A 19050-nucleotide genomic window follows, 5' to 3' on the forward strand; every position below is an offset into this window, starting at 1 on the left:
AGCCCGGGCGGCCGACCGTGACACGTGCACGCGCCGTGCGTCACGCGCGAGAATCGCAGCAGCCCGCCGCGCCGTTCGCGCCGTTGGCAGGCAAGCGGCATTACCGGCTCGGTGCGTTGCTCGGCGAAGGCGGCAGCGGCGTGGTGTTTCGCGCAACCTGCGACGAGACGGGGCAAGACGTCGCGATCAAGCTGATGCGGGACGATGTCGCGCGGACCGAAGCCGAGCGCGCGCGCCAGCGCATGCGCTTTCGGCGCGAGACGAGCCTGTGCGAGGCACTGCGGCACCCTAACATCGTGGCGCTGCTGGACAAGGGGGAAGCGCCCGACGGGCGGCTGTTTGCCGTATTCGAACGCGTGCAGGGCCGGACCCTGCGCGACCGGCTCGCGATGGAGGGGCCGCTGTCGGCCATCGATACGGGACGGCTGATGACGGAGGTGCTCGAGGCGCTCGCGGCGGCGCATCGCCGCGGCATCGTGCACCGGGATCTGAAGCCGCAAAACATCGTGCTCGCGATGGCCGAAGACGGGCTGCACGCGAAGCTCCTCGATTTCGGGATCGGCGCCCTGTTGCCGGGCACAACCGATATCGCGCCGCAGGCGGCGACGCTGGCGGCCGAGGTGCTCGGCTCGCCGTCATACTGCGCGCCCGAGCAATTGCGCAACGAACCGCCGACGCCGGGAAGCGACCTGTATGCGTGGGGCCTGGTCGTGATCGAATGCCTGACGGGCGAAGTCGTGATGCAGGGCACAAGCGTGGCCGACATTCTCTATCGGCAGCTCAGCCCGGTGGATGTCGCGCTTCCACCGGCGATCGCGTCGCATCCGCTCGGCTCGGTGCTGCGGCAAGCGTTGGGCAAGCATCCGGCGCAGCGTGCCGCCTCGGCCGACGAACTCGTCGCGCAGTTTCGCGCGCTCAATTTCGCCGCGCTCGTCGGCCCGCTCGATGCCGGCCGCGCAAGCCGGCGCCCGCAGCCGCACCCGTTCGCGCCGCGCAGCGACGCGGTCGCAACGGCAGGCGAATACCGGCAGGTCACCTCGCTGTGCTGTTGCGTGACGATCGCCGGAGACGGCCGGCAACGCCATGCGGGAACCGATCACGGCGCCCTGCTCGACCGCTACGAGGCGCAATGGCTGACGAAGTGCGCGGATATCGCCGTCGGCTATGGCGCGCAGGTCGACGAGCGGCTCGGCGACACGCTGCTGTTCCATTTCGGCCTGCAAGGCGATATCGACTGGCCCGCGCGCCGCGCGGCGCGTGCGGCGCTCGACATGGTGCGGGTGGCCGCGCGCGCGCGGTTGCCGGTGCCGGCCGATGCCCGCGATGCCGTCGGCGGCGAAGGCTGGCACGTCGAAGTAGCCGCTGCGATTCACGTCGGGCAGGTTCTCGTGCATGCGGCGCAGAGGGCAGGCGGATCGACGCCGGTCGTCGCATCACGGCTGTTGCGGCTGGCCGGGCCTGGGCAGATCCTGATCAGCGACGATGCGCGGCTCGCGCTCGAACGGCATGCCGACTTCCGGCCGACCGCGTTGCGGCTGGCGCGGGCGGGCCTCGCGCCGCAGCCGGTGCATGAACTGCTCGGCGAGCGCCGGGCCGATACGCCGTTCGATTCGCTCGACGGCGGCATGCGGGCGCCGATGATCGGCCGCGCGCGCGAACTCGATGCACTGCTGCGCGCGTGGCAGGCGACGCGCGTACGCCATCGTCGCGCGATGCGCGGCGTGCCGCGGCTCGTCGTCGGCGATGCAGGAATCGGCAAGTCGCGCCTCGTGTACGCGCTGTGCGAGGCCGTGCGCACACAGGGCCACGCGTTCGCGCATTGCGGGTGCCTGCCGGAGCGGGAGAATCATGCGCTGTTTCCGATCCTGCGGTTCATCGGCGCGCATTGGCAACTCGACGCCGACAGCCCGGCCGACATCACGCACGCGGCGATCGACGCGATGCTCGCGGCGCTCGAATGCGATCGTGCGGCGGCCCGTGTCGCGCTCGCGACCTGGCTGGGGCTGCCCTGCGATGCGAAGGCGGCGAGGTGGCCGAGTGCGCGCGAGCCGCACGCACTGTTCGACGTGCTCGAGCAATTGATCGTGTCGCTCGGGAACGGCGCGCCGGTGTTGCTCGTCGTCGAGGACGTCCAGTGGATCGACCGCTCGACCGAGGATTTTCTGGCGTACCTGCAGCGCTCGCCGCGCGCGGCGGCGCTCTGCATCGTGCTCACGTCGCGGCCCGCCAGGCTCGCGCGCTGGCGTGGCGCGACCGAACGCGTGGTGCTGCGCCGCCTGCCGCGCGACGACGCGCGGCGCCTGATGTCGGCGCACCTGGGCCAGGGCGCGCTCGATCCGGCCTGGCTCGACCCGCTCGTCCATCGTACGGCGGGTATTCCACTGTTCATCGAGGCCGTTGCACGCGAACTGACGATGAGCGGGGCGGACGGCTCGCTCGCAGGGCTGCGGACGACGGACCCGTGCCCGCTTCCGCTCAGTCTCGGCGGGATGCTCGGTCGCGCGCTCGACCGGATCGACGACGCGCGCGATACCGCGCAGCTCGCCGCGACGATCGGGCTCGAGGTGGATGCGCAACTGCTGGCCGCGGCGTCGCCGCATGATCGCGTCACGCTCGACGCGCACCTGCAACTGCTGCTGGAAGAGCGGATCATGTACGCGCAACATCGGCGCGATCGTGTGTTCTATTCGTTCCGTCACGCGTTGATTCGCGACGCGGCGTACGCGTCGATGCCGCCGGACGTGCGGGGCGCCAACCATGCGCGCGTCAGCCGCGCGCTGGCCGCGCAAGCCAACGGCGTCGACGGACACTTCGCGCGCGCGTGCATGTGAATCCTACGGAATCCTGCATTTTTTTTGCGCGGCTGTCCCGGCGTCGCGGCAACCCGTTTCATCAGGCGATCCGGACACAGGATCGCCGCCGGAATCCGTCGAGGCAGCGGCCTAGAACCGCGTGCTGAACCCGATCCGCGCGATCGACTGCAGGGCGCCACTCGCTGCGCCGTTCGCATCCATCACGCCGTTGATCTGCGCATTGCTGCCGTGGTTCGCGCGCTGATGCACGCCTGCCACGTACACCATCGTGCGTTTCGACAGCCAGTACTGGACGGCAGCCAGGAACTGGTGCGCGTGCGCGTTGTCGAGCGTGTCGTTGCCCTTCATGTACGTGTAGCTCGCGCCGATCACCCATGCCGGCGACGGTCGCCACGCGGCGCCGGCTTCCGCCGACCACGCTCCAGCGCCGTTTTGCGCATTGCGTACGGCCGTGAAGAGTGCTTTCCCGGTGACCGTGCCGAGCGTGTAGTGCATGCCCGCGCCCCAGTTGCGCACGCTGGTCGGCGGCAGCCCGTCCGTCGCGCCGTACTTCTGGTTCGTATAGGCCGCGCCCGCGCCGAACGGGCCGTTGTCGTAGCTCGCGCCGACGCTGACCGTGTTGTTCGCGCCCACCGAACCTGCAACGTTTCCGAAGCCGTACAGCGCGCCGAAGGTCAGGCCCGACAGCGACGGGCTCGTGTACTTGACCGAATTGGCGACGCGATTGCTGCCCGCGACGCGATCCCAGTCGAATGCGCCGGTCGGGTTGTTCGGCAACGCGAGCTTGTCGAACGGGCCGTTGCGAAAGCCGTACAGGCCGACCAGATCCTGCGCGATCTCGTTGCCGCTCGCGGCCAGCGCATCGACCATGAACTCGTACTGGTTGCCGAGCGTCAGCGTGCCGTACCGGTCGTTCTGCAGCCCGACGTAGGCCGTGCGCGCGAACAGGCCGCCGCCGATGATCGAGCCGTTGCCGAGCGAATACTGGTTGACGAGCCGAAAGATCGCGCGCGTACCGGCGCCGAGATCCTCCTTGCCTTCGAAACCGAGCAGGTTCGGGAAAAAGATGTTGTCGTCGAACTTCGCGGCGCCGTGGCCGCCCTGGTTGCTGACATAGCTGATGCCGGCATCCATCAGCCCGAACATCGTCACGCTGCCCTGCGCGAACGACGCGGCGGGAACGGCGCATGCCGCGAGCGCCAGAAGGGTCTTTTTCGTCATCTCCAATGTGCTCCTCACATGTTTCCGATCGGGTCGGATATTTTTGATTGGACTACTGATTGATATGAACAAAGCCGAACCGGATGAATCCCGGTTCGGTGGTACCGGAAGGAAGCCGGTGTGTGACGGGCATCGGCGGAAGCAACCGGCTTGCCGATGCCCGCGATACGCGTTGGGCCGTGTGCTAGACCGTCGAATACCCGCCATCGACCGGCACGACCGCGCCGGTCACGAACGATGCACCGGGCGAGCACAGGAACAGGATCACGTCCGCGACTTCGTCGGTCGTGCCCCAACGCCCGAGCGGCGTGCGTTCGAGGATGCGGCGCGACGCCTGCATGTCGGCCTTCAGGCCGCTGCTTAGCGGCGTGTCGATCCAGCCGGGCGCGACCGCGTTCACGCGAATGCCGCGATCGGCCCACGCATGCGCGAGCGAGCGCGTGAGCTGCGCGATACCGCCCTTGCTCGCGCTGTATGCGGGGCGATCCTTGCTGCCGAAGTACGTGTACATCGACGCGACATTGACGATGCTGCCGCCGTTGGCCGACAGTGCCGGCCGTGCGGCGTCGGATGCCCGCATCACCGACGTCAGGTTCACGTTCAGCACGAGTTCGAACTGGTCCATCCGGTACTCGTCCGCGTGCCGGCTGATGCCGACGCCGTTGACGAGCACGTCGAGCCGCGGCAGCGCCGCGATCGTGCGGGTCAGCGCATCGCTGTCGGTCACGTCGAGTTCCACGCAGCGGACGCCTGCATGCACGGGCGCATGCGGGCCGGCCGCATCGAGCCCGAGCGCGACGACCGACGCGCCGGCTTGCGCGAACCGCATCGCCGTGCGCGCACCGATGCCCGACGTGCCGCCCGTCACGACGACGGACCGGCCCTCAAACGCCCACTGACGACTCATGCTCGACGCTCCCGATGGTGTGTGCGCGACGGGCCGGCCGTTGCGCGGGTGAAACGAGGATCTTGATCTGCGCGCGGTCGGCGAGCAGCGCGTCGAAGCCGTCGGCGACGGCGTCTTCGAGCGACACGGTGCGCGTGACGATCGACGTGAGGTCGAGCGCGCCCGACGCGACGATGCGCAGCAGGTCTTCGTACGCATGCCGGTAGCCGACGCTCGCCGTGAAGGTCAGCTCGTCGTTGACTGCGCGGAACGCGTCGAAGCCGGCGTGCGGCATCAGGCCGACCATCACGACGCGGCCGCCCTTGCGCAGTGCCTGCATCGCCGCTTCGAACGTGGCCGGCAGCCCGGCCGCTTCGAAGCTCGCGTCGACGCCGAGCCCGCCCGTGGCCGCACGAATCGCGTCCTGTAGCGCGGGTGCGCCGGGTGCGCGGGCATCGAACGTGTGCGTGGCGCCGAAGCGCGTGGCTGCCGCGAGCCGTTCGGGCGAGACGTCGACGGCCACGATCGTGGTCGCCCCTTGCAGCTTCGCGAGCATGATCAGCAGCAGCCCGATCGGCCCGAGCCCGAATACCGCGCAGGTTTCGCCGAGCCGCAGTTCGCCGCGCCGCAACGCGTGCAGCGCGACGGCCGCCGGCTCCATCACCGCGGCCTGCTCGAGACTCACGGCGTCAGGCAGGCGATGCAGCATGTACGCCGGCACGACCGCGAAGTCGGCCATGCCGCCGTCGCCCATCAGCCCGGCGAAGCCCATCGACACGCACAGGTTGTACGACCCCGAGCGGCAGTACGCGCACTGGTGGCAGCGATACTCGGGCTCGACCGCGACGCGATCGCCCGCGCGCAGCGCCGTCACGTCGCCACCGACTTCGACGACGGTGCCGCAGAACTCGTGGCCGAGCGTCAGCGGCGCGGTGCGGCGCGACAGCGGATGCGGCGTGTCGACCGGGATCGCATGCGGGCCGTCCGCGTATTCGTGCAGGTCGCTGCCGCAGATCCCGCAATACGCGATCGCGATGCGCACGTCGCCGGGGCCGACGCGCGGCGGGTCGATTTCCACGAGACGGACGTCACGCGGGCCATGCCATTGAAGTGCCCGCATGTCAGCGTCCTCCGAGGTTGTGTGCATCGAGACGGCTCGCGGCCGAGCCGGCGGGTGCGCGCTTGCGCAGCACGGCGGGTGCGGTCTCGACGAGGCCGAACGACAGCACGCACGCGAGGATCGCGCCGGCGGCCGACGTCCACATCGCGAACTGCAGGCCGTACTTGTCCGCCGCGAAGCCGGCGACCGTCGGCGCAACGAAGCCGCCGATCAGCTCGCCCGCGCCCATGATCAGCCCGAGCGCGCTGGCGATCGCGCGCGGCGGCACCGTTTCGGCCGGGATCGTCGCCATGAACAGCGTGAAGCAGCCGAGGCCCGTGTACGTGGCGAACACGAACGCGCCGAGCGCCCACAGCGAACCGGCATGGATCATTACGACCGGGCACACGGCCGCGATCAGCGCGAACGCGATCATCGTCGGCTTGCGGCCGATCCGGTCGGAGATTGCCGGCACCGCAAAGCCCCAGAACACCCACGCGGCGCCGAGGCAGGTCATCACGACGCCCATGCCGGACGGCGAAAGATGGCGGCTTTCCACGAGGAATACCGGCGCGAACGAGATGATCACGACGAACCACGTGAGAAAGAAGCAGCTGATCAGCATGCAGAGCAGGATGTTGCGCTCCTTCAGCAACGCCCAGCGGCTCACTGCCGCGCCGTTCGCGGCCGGTGCGCCGGTGGTTTCAGCCTGCGCGTGCCGCACGCCGCCGGGCGGCACTTCGCGCACCCAGCGCCAGATGCAGAACGCGATCAGGAAGCCCGGAACGCACGATACGTAGAACGCTTCGCGCCAGCCGTACGCGGTCGCGATGCCGATGACCACCGGCGGGCCGATCATCGCGCCGAGCAGGCCGGCGGCGGAGCCCTGCAGCAGGCCCATGTTCAGCCCGCGGCGGCTCGGCGTCGAGCTTTCGACCATCAGCGATTGCGACAGCGGCAGCACGGGGCCTTCGGCGATGCCCATCAGCGCGCGGAACGCGATCAGGCTCGCGAAGCCGCCGACGAGCCCCGACAGCGCCGAGCACACGGAAAAGCCGAGCACGGCCGCGATCAGCAGCGGCTTGCGCGTGCCGCGCGCGTCGGACCACGCGCCCGTCGCGGCGCCGGACAGTGCCCACGTGAGCGCGAGCGCGGACGACACCATGCCGAGCTGCGTGTTCGTCAGGTGCAGTTCGGCCGACATGAACGGGAACAGGAACGACAGCGCGAGGCGGTCGAAGAACACGAAGCCGAACGTCATGAACAGGATCAGCAGCAGCCTGTTCTCATACGTCCACGTGGATCGGGAAGAGGAGGAGGATGTCATGGTGAGCCTCGCCGCACGTCAGCGGAACAGCTTCTCGATCGCTTGCGCGCCGAGGCCGACCTTTTCGTAATGCGCCTTGCACATCGCGATGTACGAGTGCACGTCGAAATAGCCGTCGGGGTTGCCCGCTTCGTCGAGCCAGATCAGCGGCCCCTTGACGATGAAGAACGCGCGCATCGGCTCGGGATGATCGAACGCGACGAGCGTGTGACCTTCGCCCGGCGTCTCGTACACGAAATCGCCGCGTGTCGCGGTCCATTCGTGCTCCAGATAACCCCACTTGCCTGACAGCGTGTAAGCGAACACCTCGTGCGGATGATAGTGCCGGTTCACGAGCCCGGCTTCCTTGGCCATCAGGATGTCGCACCATTTGTTTTGCGACGGGGAGATCCACAGCGGCCGTGACGAAACCGTTTCGGTGAACGGAACGTAATAGCGCTCGTCGTCGGTGGCCGCGTTCGCGATGTACGCTTCGGGCAGCGCATCGGGCTTGAACGGATTGGCAATCGGCGCGATGTTTTGCCAGAATTCGGCTACGGCTTTGTCGACCACGGTCTGTCTCCTTGGGTATCGGTTGTCGTGGGCTCGACTTTAGCCAGCCGGTGCGCGCCGCTCTTGACTGGGCTGGACGAATTGCTTGACCGCGCCGGACATTGCATCGCACCAGAATCCAGACGAACCATCCCCCAATCCGTGCCGCTCCGCACGACAGGCGCCCGCAGGAGGCGACGTGACGAATACAACCGTTTTTTCCCGCACGCGAGGCTCGACGGCCGACGTGCCGGCGCGCGACAGGATGGCGTACTGGGATGCGTTCAATGCGGCGACGCTGGTCGGGCTGCGCTGTTCGTCGCTGTCGCCGGCCGGGCTCGAGGTCGAGAAGACCGACATCGCGTTGCCGGGCCTCGGCATCGCGGACATCAGCGGCCAGGATCACGTGATCGAGCGCGGCCCCGCGCTGGTGCGCCAGTTGCCGAAGGAGTCGCTGTTCGCGTGTCAGATCCTGAGCGGGCGCGCGTATTTCATCCAGCGAGACCGCTGCCTGCTCGCGGACGCCGGCGATGTCGTCGTCTACGACACGCGCGTGCCCTATCTTTTCGGATTCCTGACGCCGATGCGGCAGCTGCTGATCGATATCCCGATCACGACGTTCGACGACCGGCTCGATGCGGAACTGGCGGCGCTGCCGTTGCGGATCGCGCCGAAACCCGGCGCGGGCGCGATGCTCGGCGCGACCTTGCGCGCGAGTGTCGAGCGGTTCATGAAGGATCCGGTCGAGCGTGACGCCGCGCGGTTCGCCGAACACACGCGCACGCTGATCGCGGAACTCATCGATGCGGAGGTGAACGGGGCAGGCGCGTCGCGTGCGTCGCTGTCGTATCTGCTGACCGCGAAGCAGCACATCGCGACGCATCTCGGCGACCCGGAGCTCGGGCCGCAGGCGGTCGCGGACGCGGTCGGGCTGTCGCTGCGGCATCTGAGTCGCCTCTTCGCGGCAGAAGGCGAGTCGATCACGCAGCATATCTGGTCGGAGCGGCTGTCGCATGCGCATCGCGAGCTGACCGATGCGCGGCTGCGCAAGACGAGCGTCGGCGAAATCGCGTTTCGCTGGGGGTTTTCGAGCCAGGCTCATTTCAGCCGTGCGATTCGCGAGCGGTACGGCGCGTCGCCGATGGCGCTGCGCGACGCGGCGCGGGCGGACGGGCGTTGATTACGGCAGTCGATGCAGATGAAGCGGCGGCGCGTGTCTCACGCGCCGTTTTTTTTATCGTGAACGAAAGCGCCCGCGCGCCGTGTTGCATTACTCGGCCAGCATGAACGCCGCACAGCGCTCCGCGATCATGATCGTCGGCGCGTTCGTGTTGCCGGACACGATGCGCGGCATCACCGATGCATCGCAGATCCACAACCCGTCGACACCTTGCACCGCGAGGCGCGGCGTGACGACCGCATGCGCGTCGTTGCCCATGCGGCAGGTGCCGGCCGGGTGGTAGACGGTTTTCGCGCGACGCCGCACATAGTCGGCGAGCGCAGCATCGGTCAGCGTCTCGGCTTCACGCACGATGCGTGCAAGCGACGGCGCGCGGATGATCTGGCGCGCGAGCGCGACGCCGCGCACGAGGCCGTCGACATCCGCCGGGTCGGACAGCGCGCCGCTGTCGAACAGGATCGGCGCGGCCGGATCGTTGCCGCGCAGTTGCACCGAGCCGCGCGAGCGCGGCCTGAGCAGGCACGGGTTGATCGACAGGCCGTGGCCGGGCAGCGGCGCGCGATCGACGTCGCCGACGAGCGTCGGCAGCACGTGGAACTGGATGTCCGGGCGGCCGCTGCCGGTCGTGTCGACGAAGGCGCCGGATTCGACGACGTTCGACGTCAGCAGGCCCGTGCGGCACAGCATCCACTGCAGCCCGTGGCGCAGCGCCTTCAGCCCGCGATCCTCGCCCAGCAGGCTGAGCGGCGCGTGGCTGTGGCCGTAGATCGAGACTTCGAGATGATCCTGGTAGTTCGCGCCGACGTCGCGGCTGTCGTGCAGCACGTCGATGCCGTGCGCGTGCAGATGCGCGCCGGGCCCGATGCCCGACAGCATCAGCAGCTTCGGTGTACTGAGCGCGCCGGCCGCGAGCACGACGTCGGCGCGCGCGGCGGCCGAACCGGTCGCACCGCTTTCCGTCCGCCATTCGACGCCGGTTGCACGCCGGCCGTCGAACCGGATGCGCGTGACGCGGCAGCCGGTCAGCACGCGCAGGTTCGGGTGACTCATCGCGTCGGCGAGATAGGTGGCCGCGGTGCTGCCGCGCTGCCCGTCGAAGATCGTCGTGTGATAGAAGCCGACGCCATGTTGCGCCGCGCCGTTGAAATCGTCGTTGTATGCGATGCCCGCTTCCTGCGCGGCCTTCACGAATGCGAGGCTCAGCGGATGCCGGAAGCGCGTGTCGCCGACCTTCAACGGCCCGTCGGTGCCGTGGAACGGCTCGGAGAGCCGCAGGTGCGATTCGGCGCGCTTGAACACGGGCAGCACGTCGTCCCAACCCCAGCCGGTGCAGCCGAGCGCGGCCCAGTCGTCGTAGTCGTCGCGCGTGCCGCGCACGTACAGCATCGCGTTGACCGAACTGCCGCCGCCGAGCGTGCGGCCCTGCGGCACGTAGGTCTTGCGGCCCGCCGCGCCGGGTTGCGGCTCGCTCTCGAACGTGACCGTGCGCTTCGTGCCGAGCACGCGGATGAAGGTTGCCGGAATCCGGATGAACAGGCTGTCGTCCTTCGGACCGTCCTCGAGCAGCAGCACGCGCCTGCCGGCGTTCACCAGCCGGTGCGCGACCGTGCAGCCGGCCGAACCGCCGCCGACGACGATGTGGTCGTACGTCTCCATCCCGCTTCTTCTCCTTGCTGTCGGGCGGCGAAACGAGTGCCGCCGCGCAGGAAGCCAGCTTAGCGACCGCTATGCGGCCCCATTTGACCGGGACGGACGCCGTGCTTGCCTCGCAGGGACGCGGCGGCGGGTGGGCGGAGGGCGGCGATGGACTATCGTGCGTCGGTGAGCGCCGGTGCGCGCGTATCGCTCGGTGTCTCGCCGAAGCGCGCGCGATAGCTGCGGCTGAAGTGTGCGCTGTTGTTGAAGCCCCAACGGAACGCGATCTCGCTGACCGTCAGGTGTTTCAGCGACCGGTCGCGCAGGTCGGCGCGGCAGCGTTCGAGCCGCCGCGCGAGGATGTAGCGCGTGAGCGGCATCCCTTCGATTTCGAAGACGCGCGCAAGCTGGCGCGGCGACAGGTTGATCGCGCGGCTCACCGACTGGCTGTCGAGATCGTCGTCGGCGAGATGGCTGTCGATGAACGCCTTGGCGCGCGACAGCGTGTGGACGGTCGATTTGGTCGGCGACGCGTCGCCGTCGCGCAGCCGCAGCATCGACTGCACGAGATCGAGGATCGCGGCGGCACGCTGTTCGCGCGCATCGGGCGTCGGCTCCTGCGGCGCGGCGAGCAGCGCATAGACCTGCCGCACGGCCCACGACGCGACGCCGTCGTCACGGTCGATCTTGACGAGGCTGCGGTAACGCCACGGGCCGACGCGCGCTTCGAACACGTGACGCGGCACGTCGAGCACGGTCATCGCCATGTCGGCGGGAAAGCCGTGGCCGTACGGCATCGACGTGTCGTAGAGGACGAGGTCGCCGGGCCCGTGCTGCATGCAGTCGACGTCCTGGAACGTATAGCCTTGCCCGGCGTGCATCAGGCAGATGAACACGGCGTCGCGCTGGTCCGCATGGATGTTGTGCGGCGTGCGCACGACCGCGTGCCGGTTCGCGACGATGTCGCAGGCGCCGAACAGCCCGAGATCGCGCTTGCGCAGCGACGCGTCGATACCTTCGGAGGACTTGCCGCTGCATTCGATCCGCACGAGCGTGCGAGCGACATGGTCGACCCAGAAGTCGACGCGTTCGTGGCCGCGCACGGCGCGCGTCGAGATCGTGGCGATCTCCGTGCTGGTGTCCGGCATGACGTTCTCCCAATGACCGCTCGAGCGGCGCAGTCTCGGGCATGGCGGAGAGCGTGGTCAATCCGTGAAAGACCCGGGGCGGGGGCGTGATGCGCTTGCGGCGAGGCGTTGCGGCTGCGCGTGCAATCGATGTCCGGCTGAGGCAACACAAGCGGCCGTGCCGATCAAAACACGACGACGGTTTTCGTCTAGGCAGCGTGCATTTCGGTACGCACATGAAACCGGCCGGTGGCGGAGCCGCGCGGACTGCGCGATCCGATCGACCGGCCTGCTGCCGACGACTTCAGACCGCGCTCGCCTCGTCGATCCGGCGGATGTCGTCCTGATCGAGCTGAACGCGGATCGCTTCGCCGAGCGATGCCAGCTGCGCCAGCGACGTCGCGCTCGCGATCGGCGCGGTGATCGTCGGCCGCGCGATCTGCCATGCAAGCGCGATCGCGGCCGGTTGCGTGCCGTGCTTCTCGGCTACCGCATCGAGCGCGGCGAGGATGCGCAGCCCGCGTTCATTGAGATACCCGGCGACGCGATCGCCGCGCACGCTCTTCTTCAGGTCGGCCTCGCTGCGGTACTTGCCCGACAGGAACCCGCTCGCGAGCGCGTAGTAGTTGACGACGCCGAGCTTCAGGTCCCGCACGACCGGTTCGAGATCGCGTTCGTAGTCGGCGCGGTCGAGCAGGTTGTACTCGGGCTGGATGACCTGGTACGCGGGCAGGCCGTCGCGCTTGCTGATGTCGGCCGCTTCGCGCAGGCGTGCGCCGCTGTAATTCGACGCGCCGATGATCCGCACCTTGCCCGCGTCGATCAGCGTTTGGTAGGCGCCGAGCGTTTCTTCGAGCGGGGCCGTATCGGCAAGGTCGCGATGCGAGAAATACAGGTCGATGTAGTCGGTCTGCAGGCGGCGCAGCGAATCGTCGGCGGCTTTCAGGATGTTGTCGCGAGTCAGCCCCGCGCGCGTGCCCAGCAGGCCGACCTTGGTCGCGATCACGACCTGCTCGCGCTTGCCGGACCGCTTGAGCCACTTGCCGATGATCGTTTCCGATTCGCCGCCGCTGTTGCCGGGCGCCCAGGCCGAATAGACGTCGGCCGTGTCGATGAAGTTGATGCCGGTGTCGGCGAGCGCGTCGAGGAGCGCAAACGACGTGTTCTCGTCGACGGTCCAGCCGAAGACGTTGCCGCCGAACGCGAGCGGCGAAACCTGGATGTTCGACGTGCCAAGGGTGCGTAGTGCCATGTTCTGCTCCGATTGCTGCGGGGTGACGGAATGGAACTGCGGGATGGGCCGGCGTGTTCGCGGCGAGACGACAGGTACGTGGTGTGGTCGCGCCGTTGTCGCGGGACGCCGGACATTCTCGCCCATCGCGCCGATTCGTGCAGGCGGCGCGCGGCCGCGATGGCGGACGGCTCGACGCAGATGACGGACACCTCGTCCGTTGCGTGAGTGCTTCGTGCGGCTGCGTTCGATCGGGAACCGATTTTTGTCGCGGTTGGCGAGCCGGAGCGCGGAGCGGCGCGCGGGCGGAAGCGGTGACGAAGGGGAAGGTGGAGGCTCCGGCGTTGCGCCGAAGTGGGCGGGACGACGGGCGGCAAGCAGCCGCCCGCGCGTTGGCGAGCCGGTCAGCGCAACTGTACCGCCGCGAGAAACAGCACCATGCTGCCGATCGCGCCATCCAGCACGCGCCACGCCGTGGCCTTGCGGAACCACGGCGCCAGCAGCCGCGCGCCGTAGCCGAGCCCGAGGAACCACACGACGCTGACCGACATCGCGCCGATCGCGAATGCGAGCCGTGCGCCTTCCGGCTCGCGTGCGCCGGCCGTACCGATCAGCAGGAACGTATCGAGATACACGTGCGGGTTGAGCCACGTGAACGCGAGCGTCATCAGCACGATCGCGAGGCCGCTCTGCGGCGGCGGCGCGACCGCGTCGCCGCGCACGTCGAGCGTTTCGTGGCCGGGCTTGAACGCGCGGCGCAGCGCGTTGATGCCGAACCAGGCGAGATACGCGAGGCCGACGTACAGCACCGCGTGGACGAAGGTCGGATAGCGTTCGACGAGCACCGATGCGCCGCCGACGCCCGCGCCGATCAGGATCATGTCGGACAGCGCGCACAGCAGCACGATCTTGCCGACGTGCGAGCGCATGATGCCCTGCCGCAGCACGAAGGCGTTCTGCGCGCCGATGGTGACGATGAGCGATCCGCAAAGCGCGGCGCCGTGGGAAAAAGCGAGCCAGTTCATGGTGGGTGACAACGGTGGAAGCAGTAGACGGATGAATCGGGTAGCGCTAGTCTGCGGTCAGCATGAAAATAAGAGAAGCTAATTCACCTAATGCCGATTAAGGAAATCTAATGCTCGACTACGCGTTGCTCGATGCCCTCGCGGCCGTGATCCGGCACGGCTCTTTCGAGCGTGCCGCCAAGGAGCTGAATGTCACGCCGTCGGCCGTGTCGCAGCGGGTCAAACTGCTGGAGGAGCGGGTGGGGAGCGTGCTCGTGAAGCGCGGGCAGCCGTGCGTTGCGACGACGTCGGGTGCGCTGCTGTGCCGGCATACCGAGCGCGTGCAACTGCTCGAGGCCGAGCTGGGCGGCCGGATGCCGGCGCTGCCGGGCCAGATCGCGAGCGCATGGCCGACATTGCGCGTGGCCGTCAACGACGACAGCGTCGCGACGTGGTTCATCGACGCGGTCGGGCCGTTCTGCACGGAGCGCGAGACGCTGCTCGACCTCGTGATCGACGACCAGGACTACACGGCTTCGCGCATTCGCGACGGCAGCGTGCAGGGCGCCGTGACCGCGCAGGCCGAGCCGATCCAGGGATGCCGGTCGGAGCGGCTCGGGCGCATCCGCTATCGCGCGGTGTGCTCGCCGGCGTTTTACGAACGCTATTTCGGTGCGGGCATCACGCGCGATGCACTGCGCCGCGCGCCGTGCGTGATGTTCAATCCGAAGGACGGGCTGCAGGCGCGTTTCATCCGGCGCGTGACGCGCGCGGATCTCGATCCGCCGCAGCACTGGATACCGCACGTCGCGGGCTACCTGCGTGCGTGTGAGACGGGATTGGGATGGGGGATGTGTCCGGACCGGATGGTCGACCGCCAGCTGGCGGCGGGTGAACTGGTCGACATGTCGCGCGGGCGCACGATCGACATCGACCTTTACTGGCAAAGCTGGCGTCTGTCGATCGGCTGGCTCGACGATTTCAGCGCGGCGCTGAAGGCGCGCGCCGCGCTGTTTCTCGATTGACCGATTGTGCGATTCAGGCGGCGCGCGAGAGGCGCGCGCCGTGCGGCATCACATCAGACGTGATGCAGGCCGTCGAAATCGATGATCTGGACGTGGCGGCCCTGCATTTCGATCAGGCCGCGCTTCTGGAATTTCGACAGCGTGCGGCTGACCGTTTCGAGCGTCATGCCGAGGTAGCTGCCGATGTCTTCGCGCGTCATCCGCAGGTTGAATTCCGACGGCGAGTAGCCGCGCTTCAGGTAGCGCGACGAGACGTCGAGCAGGAACGCGGCGACGCGTTCTTCCGCATTCAGCGAACCGAGCAGCATCGTTTGCGACGTTTCGCGCACGATCTGTTCGCTCATCAGCTTGTGCATGCGCAACTGCATCGAACCGGCTTCCGAGCACAGCGCCTTGAGCGCGCTGTACGGGATCACGCAGACGGAGCTGTCTTCCAGCGCGACCGCGGTGCGCGGATGCGTGTCGTCGCAGATGCCGTCGAGGCCGAGCGCTTCGCCGGCGAGATGCAGGCCGGTGACCTGCTCGCGGCCGTCGTGGCGCGTGGCGACGGTTTTCAGCGAACCCGAGCGCACCGCGTACAGGTTGTCGAATGCGTCGCCTTCACGGAACAGCGCTTCGCCGCGCTTGACGGGGCGCGCCGCGCAGATGACCGACTCGAGGCGGCTGAGCGCTTCGGGCGCCAGGCCCTGCGGCATGCACAGGTGCCGCATTGCGCACGACGAGCAGTGCGCTGCCTGGCGAGGGGCCCAGCTACCGGCATGAGGCGTGGCGGCGGGACGTGTGGCGACGGGCGTCAGCATGATCGTTTACTCCGGCGTTGAATCGACGGAATCATTGTCCCACCGCAACTTGCCGCTGTCGGGTGACAAAACGTCGCGACTGCCCGCGCATGCCGAACGCTGCTTACGCGGCCGGTTCGTCGACGTTGGCGGCTGCCGGAATCAGCAGCACGGGCAGCGTCGCGTGGCGCACGCACTGCTCGGCGATGCTGCCCAGCACGAGACGGCGGAACCCGCGGCGGCCGTGCGTGCCGAGCACGATGAGATCGGCATCGAACGCTTTTGCGCCATCGAGGATCAGCGACGACACGTCGTTGAGCGACGTCGCTTCGCTGAGCTTCGTCTCGCCCTTCACGCCGGCTGCCTGCATCAGCGCGGTGAAATCCTTCGCAAGTGCGTTGCCCTGCGCGACGAGCTGATCGCGCAGCACGGACGGATCGTAGCCCGGCACGTTGTAGTAGATCGCGGCGTTCTCGACGACGTAGAACGGTTGCAGCTCGGCGCCGTGCGATTTCGCGAGCGCCAGCGCGGCATCGAACGCATGGCGGGACGTGTCGCTGCCGTCGACGGCAACCAGAATACGCTTGTACATAGTGTCTCCGAGTGGCGGGTTGAAACGAAGTCGGCCGGATGGCCGATCAGGCTGGGCAATGCGCAATGCTGCGAGGCAGAGTAAACCAATGGTCGGGAATTTGCAGTGAGGTGCCTGTCGTGCAGCGCGGCGGCGCTTCCGTTTCCGCGGCGCACGGCCATGTACCCGGCGCATGCTGCGCAGGGTGACGCGTGCCGTGCGACATGATGGCCGCTGTCGCCTGCATCGTCGACGGGAAGGCATGCGCGCGCATCGGTGTCGCATGTGGCACACGCACACGCGGCACATGCACATGCTTCGCCGCGCACGCCGATCGCATCGACACAACGCGACGGTCACGCGGATGCATTGCCCGCATCGCCATTCAATCGCAATCGCGCCGTTTCGACATGACCTCGATCAATGCAAGTGCGTCGCTGCGATTCACCGCATGCATGACACCGCCGGTGTCGCCGCGCGGAATCGTTCGCTTTTGCATCGCGCTGTGACCGGCACACGGTAGGCACGCAGCAAGGGCGGACGCCGATCCCCAGCCATCGGCCGTCGACCGATACCGATCCGCAAACGAACGATCGATTCAAACGCCGCGCCGGCTATCTCGGCACGGTCGTCAGCTCGAAGACGCGCTCCGGCCGCCGCTGGTGGCCGGGCCAGTGCGTGCTGCCGTACATCCGGTGGACGGGGCCGAACAGCGCGTCGCTCATGGGCGGCGGCGCGTCGAAGCCCTTCTCGATCACCATGTAGCCGGCACGCAGCGCGAACGCCGGATGATTGCCGCCGGGGCGGCTGTCGAAACCGGCGAAGCCGTCGCCGGCTTCCGGCATCGCATTGACGAGCGACGCGTTGCTGCGCGTGATTTCGTCGGGCGAGATCGGCCCGCCGCCGGCGAGGCGCGCCGCCTCGCGGTTCTTGCCGTCGGTGTCGACCGTGCTGTCGTGCGTGTCGTCGTTGTCGAGCTCGATGCTGCGCGGACGCGAACGAGCGGTTTGACCGGATGATTCCATCGCGGCTCTCCTCGCGGCGAAGCGTGCCGGATCGAAGCAAATCCCGTTCCGGGCGTGACGGGAAAAGGCGCGCGGGCGATCGCCGCGGTCGCGCGACGCGCACTGATTTGTCATGATTTATTTCAGCTAGAAGACGCGTTTCCTACAGAGTATGATTCTTTTCCTGCGAAGCGGCGACAGGGGATTCCGTCGCGCCGCCTCTGCCCGCGCCGGGGGGCCGCAGCACCCTTAAAGACGGGTAGTGAACAACAAAGCAAGGGACTTGAGGTGGCGGATTCATGCAAGCGACTACTGCCTTCACGCACCGCGGTTATCTGTTGAACTGCGCGCCCGCGCGCGCCAGTGACGGTTCGTTCAAACCCTATGTCGTGATCTCCCGATCGAGCGACGGGGAACTCGTCGCGAACCGTTTTTTCCCGATCGAGCTCCAGTTCAACGACGAAGGCGACGCGATCGCGCACGCGCGCGACTGGGCCGTGCGATGGATCGACGCGAGCAGCATCACGATCTGACGCCGCTGCTATCCGGTGCCATCGGCCGTCCGGCCGATCCCCGGCGTGCCGCTCCCGGACGGAAAACGCGGTAATCTTGTGGAACCCGTCACTTTATTAGCGGCCGTGCGACCGAGCGTGGCTGCCTGCATTGGCATATGTCGACATCACCCGCCCGTCAGTGGGGCCTTGAAGAAATCGTTGCCGGCTTGCGCGAGTCGCGCGAGGAACTCCATCGCACGCGTCATCCGCGCGGCATTCGCGAGCTGCCGTCGCGCGACGCGATCTGCAAGATTGTGAATGGCCTGCGCGCGTCGATGTTTCCGACGCACTACGGCGCACCGGATCTGACCGACGAAAGCGTCGACTTCTACGTCGGCCACACGCTCGAAAGCACGCTGCGCATTCTGTCCGAACAGATCCGCCGCGCGTTGCCGTTCCTGCCCGAGCATGTCGATACGCCGTTCGCCGAGCTCGACGAACGCGCGTTCGAAATCGCGCGCGAATTCGGCCGGCAGCTGCCGGCCGTCCGCGCGCTGCTCGTCAGCGATATCCAGGCCGCGTATGCGGGCGATCCGGCCGCGCAGCACATCACCGAGATCCTGCTGTGCTACCCCGGCGTGCTGGCGATGATGCATCACCGGCTCGCGCATGCGCTGCACCAGCTGGGCGTGCCGCTGCTGGCGCGATTCATCAATGAAATCGCCCACTCGGCTACCGGCATCGACATCCACCCCGGCGCGCAGATCGGCCCGAGCTTCTTCATCGACCACGGCACGGGTGTCGTGATCGGCGAGACGGCGATCATCGGCGAGCGCGTGCGCGTGTACCAGGCCGTCACGCTCGGCGCAAAGAGCTTCCCGGCCGATGGCGAAGGTACGCTGGTCAAGGGCAATGCGCGGCACCCGATCGTCGAGGACGACGTGGTGATCTACGCGGGCGCGACGATTCTGGGTCGCGTGACGATCGGGCGCGGCTCGGTGATCGGCGGCAACGTGTGGCTCACGCACAGCGTGCCGCCCGGCACGAGCGTCGCGCAGGGCAAGGTTCGAGAAGGCGGCAGCGCCGACAAGCCGTAGCGCGGCGCGCGGCCGACGGCTACGGG

At 68.1% G+C, this 19050-nt stretch carries 16 protein-coding genes and 1 pseudogene; 5 read left to right on the forward strand and 12 right to left on the reverse strand.

Going from position 1 to position 19050, the window contains the following annotated elements:
* Positions 1-17 precede the first annotated feature (17 nt).
* Positions 18-2822, forward strand: a pseudogene (locus LXE91_RS25620) (TOMM system kinase/cyclase fusion protein); the annotation flags it as partial.
* A gap of 120 nt (positions 2823-2942) precedes the next feature.
* Here LXE91_RS25620 and LXE91_RS25625 read toward each other — a convergent pair.
* The 5 genes from LXE91_RS25625 to LXE91_RS25645 form a co-directional block, all read right to left on the reverse strand.
* Positions 2943-4034: a porin gene (locus LXE91_RS25625; RefSeq protein ID WP_039344553.1), complete on the reverse strand. Its 1092-nt coding sequence runs from the start codon at positions 4032-4034 to the stop codon at positions 2943-2945.
* Positions 4035-4218: 184 nt separating this feature from the next.
* A complete protein-coding gene (locus tag LXE91_RS25630) occupies positions 4219-4941 on the reverse strand; it encodes an SDR family NAD(P)-dependent oxidoreductase (protein ID WP_039344547.1) in 723 nt (240 codons plus the stop codon).
* The gene (locus tag LXE91_RS25635) at positions 4919-6040 is read right to left on the reverse strand and encodes a 2,3-butanediol dehydrogenase (protein WP_039344544.1); all 1122 of its coding nucleotides are present in this window, start codon (positions 6038-6040) and stop codon (positions 4919-4921) included. The genes LXE91_RS25630 and LXE91_RS25635 overlap by 23 nt, the downstream gene beginning before the upstream one ends.
* A 1-nt stretch (position 6041) precedes the next feature.
* Entirely contained in the window at positions 6042-7346 is a 1305-nt protein-coding gene (locus LXE91_RS25640; RefSeq protein ID WP_039344541.1) for an MFS transporter, read from the reverse strand.
* 18 nt (positions 7347-7364) lie between these two features.
* Positions 7365-7898 carry a 2,4'-dihydroxyacetophenone dioxygenase family protein gene (locus LXE91_RS25645; protein ID WP_039344538.1) on the reverse strand — a complete coding sequence of 178 codons (534 nt, stop codon included), beginning with the start codon at positions 7896-7898 and terminating at the stop codon, positions 7365-7367.
* A gap of 178 nt (positions 7899-8076) precedes the next feature.
* Here LXE91_RS25645 and LXE91_RS25650 point away from each other — a divergent pair, with 178 nt between their 5' ends.
* Positions 8077-9057, forward strand: a complete 981-nt coding sequence (locus tag LXE91_RS25650) for a helix-turn-helix domain-containing protein (RefSeq protein WP_039344535.1) — start codon at positions 8077-8079, stop codon at positions 9055-9057.
* A gap of 90 nt (positions 9058-9147) precedes the next feature.
* On the opposite strand, the gene LXE91_RS25655 is transcribed toward LXE91_RS25650, so the two are convergent.
* The 4 genes from LXE91_RS25655 to LXE91_RS25670 all read right to left on the reverse strand — a co-directional run bounded on the left by LXE91_RS25655 (position 9148) and on the right by LXE91_RS25670 (position 14075).
* Positions 9148-10713: a GMC family oxidoreductase gene (locus LXE91_RS25655; RefSeq protein WP_039344532.1), complete on the reverse strand. Its 1566-nt coding sequence runs from the start codon at positions 10711-10713 to the stop codon at positions 9148-9150.
* A gap of 152 nt (positions 10714-10865) precedes the next feature.
* Positions 10866-11840, reverse strand: coding sequence for a helix-turn-helix domain-containing protein (locus LXE91_RS25660; RefSeq protein WP_039344529.1), 975 nt, complete (start codon positions 11838-11840; stop codon positions 10866-10868).
* A 283-nt stretch (positions 11841-12123) separates the two neighbouring features.
* On the reverse strand, positions 12124-13071 hold the full coding sequence (locus LXE91_RS25665; RefSeq protein ID WP_039344527.1) for an aldo/keto reductase: 948 nt from the start codon (positions 13069-13071) through the stop codon (positions 12124-12126).
* Between the two features lie 383 nt (positions 13072-13454).
* A complete protein-coding gene (locus LXE91_RS25670) occupies positions 13455-14075 on the reverse strand; it encodes a LysE/ArgO family amino acid transporter (RefSeq protein WP_039344524.1) in 621 nt (206 codons plus the stop codon).
* Between the two features lie 110 nt (positions 14076-14185).
* Here LXE91_RS25670 and LXE91_RS25675 point away from each other — a divergent pair, with 110 nt between their 5' ends.
* Entirely contained in the window at positions 14186-15079 is an 894-nt protein-coding gene (locus tag LXE91_RS25675; RefSeq protein WP_039344521.1) for a LysR family transcriptional regulator ArgP, read from the forward strand.
* A 53-nt stretch (positions 15080-15132) separates the two neighbouring features.
* On the opposite strand, the gene fnr is transcribed toward LXE91_RS25675, so the two are convergent.
* The 3 genes from fnr to LXE91_RS25690 all read right to left on the reverse strand — a co-directional run bounded on the left by fnr (position 15133) and on the right by LXE91_RS25690 (position 17454).
* Positions 15133-15879, reverse strand: a complete 747-nt coding sequence (fnr, locus tag LXE91_RS25680) for a fumarate/nitrate reduction transcriptional regulator Fnr (protein WP_039344517.1) — start codon at positions 15877-15879, stop codon at positions 15133-15135.
* 103 nt (positions 15880-15982) lie between these two features.
* A complete protein-coding gene (locus LXE91_RS25685; protein WP_039344514.1) occupies positions 15983-16450 on the reverse strand; it encodes a universal stress protein in 468 nt (155 codons plus the stop codon).
* A 593-nt stretch (positions 16451-17043) separates the two neighbouring features.
* Positions 17044-17454, reverse strand: coding sequence for a DUF3005 domain-containing protein (locus LXE91_RS25690; protein WP_039344508.1), 411 nt, complete (start codon positions 17452-17454; stop codon positions 17044-17046).
* A gap of 278 nt (positions 17455-17732) precedes the next feature.
* Here LXE91_RS25690 and LXE91_RS25695 point away from each other — a divergent pair, with 278 nt between their 5' ends.
* Together LXE91_RS25695 and epsC are read left to right on the forward strand one after the other, a co-directional pair.
* On the forward strand, positions 17733-17966 hold the full coding sequence (locus tag LXE91_RS25695; protein WP_011356723.1) for a hypothetical protein: 234 nt from the start codon (positions 17733-17735) through the stop codon (positions 17964-17966).
* A 137-nt stretch (positions 17967-18103) separates the two neighbouring features.
* Complete coding sequence (gene epsC / locus LXE91_RS25700) at positions 18104-19024, forward strand: serine O-acetyltransferase EpsC (RefSeq protein ID WP_039344500.1); 921 nt, start codon at positions 18104-18106, stop codon at positions 19022-19024.
* Positions 19025-19050: the final 26 nt, after the last annotated feature.

It is taken from the genome of Burkholderia contaminans, from assembly GCF_029633825.1.
GTDB lineage: Bacteria > Pseudomonadota > Gammaproteobacteria > Burkholderiales > Burkholderiaceae > Burkholderia > Burkholderia contaminans.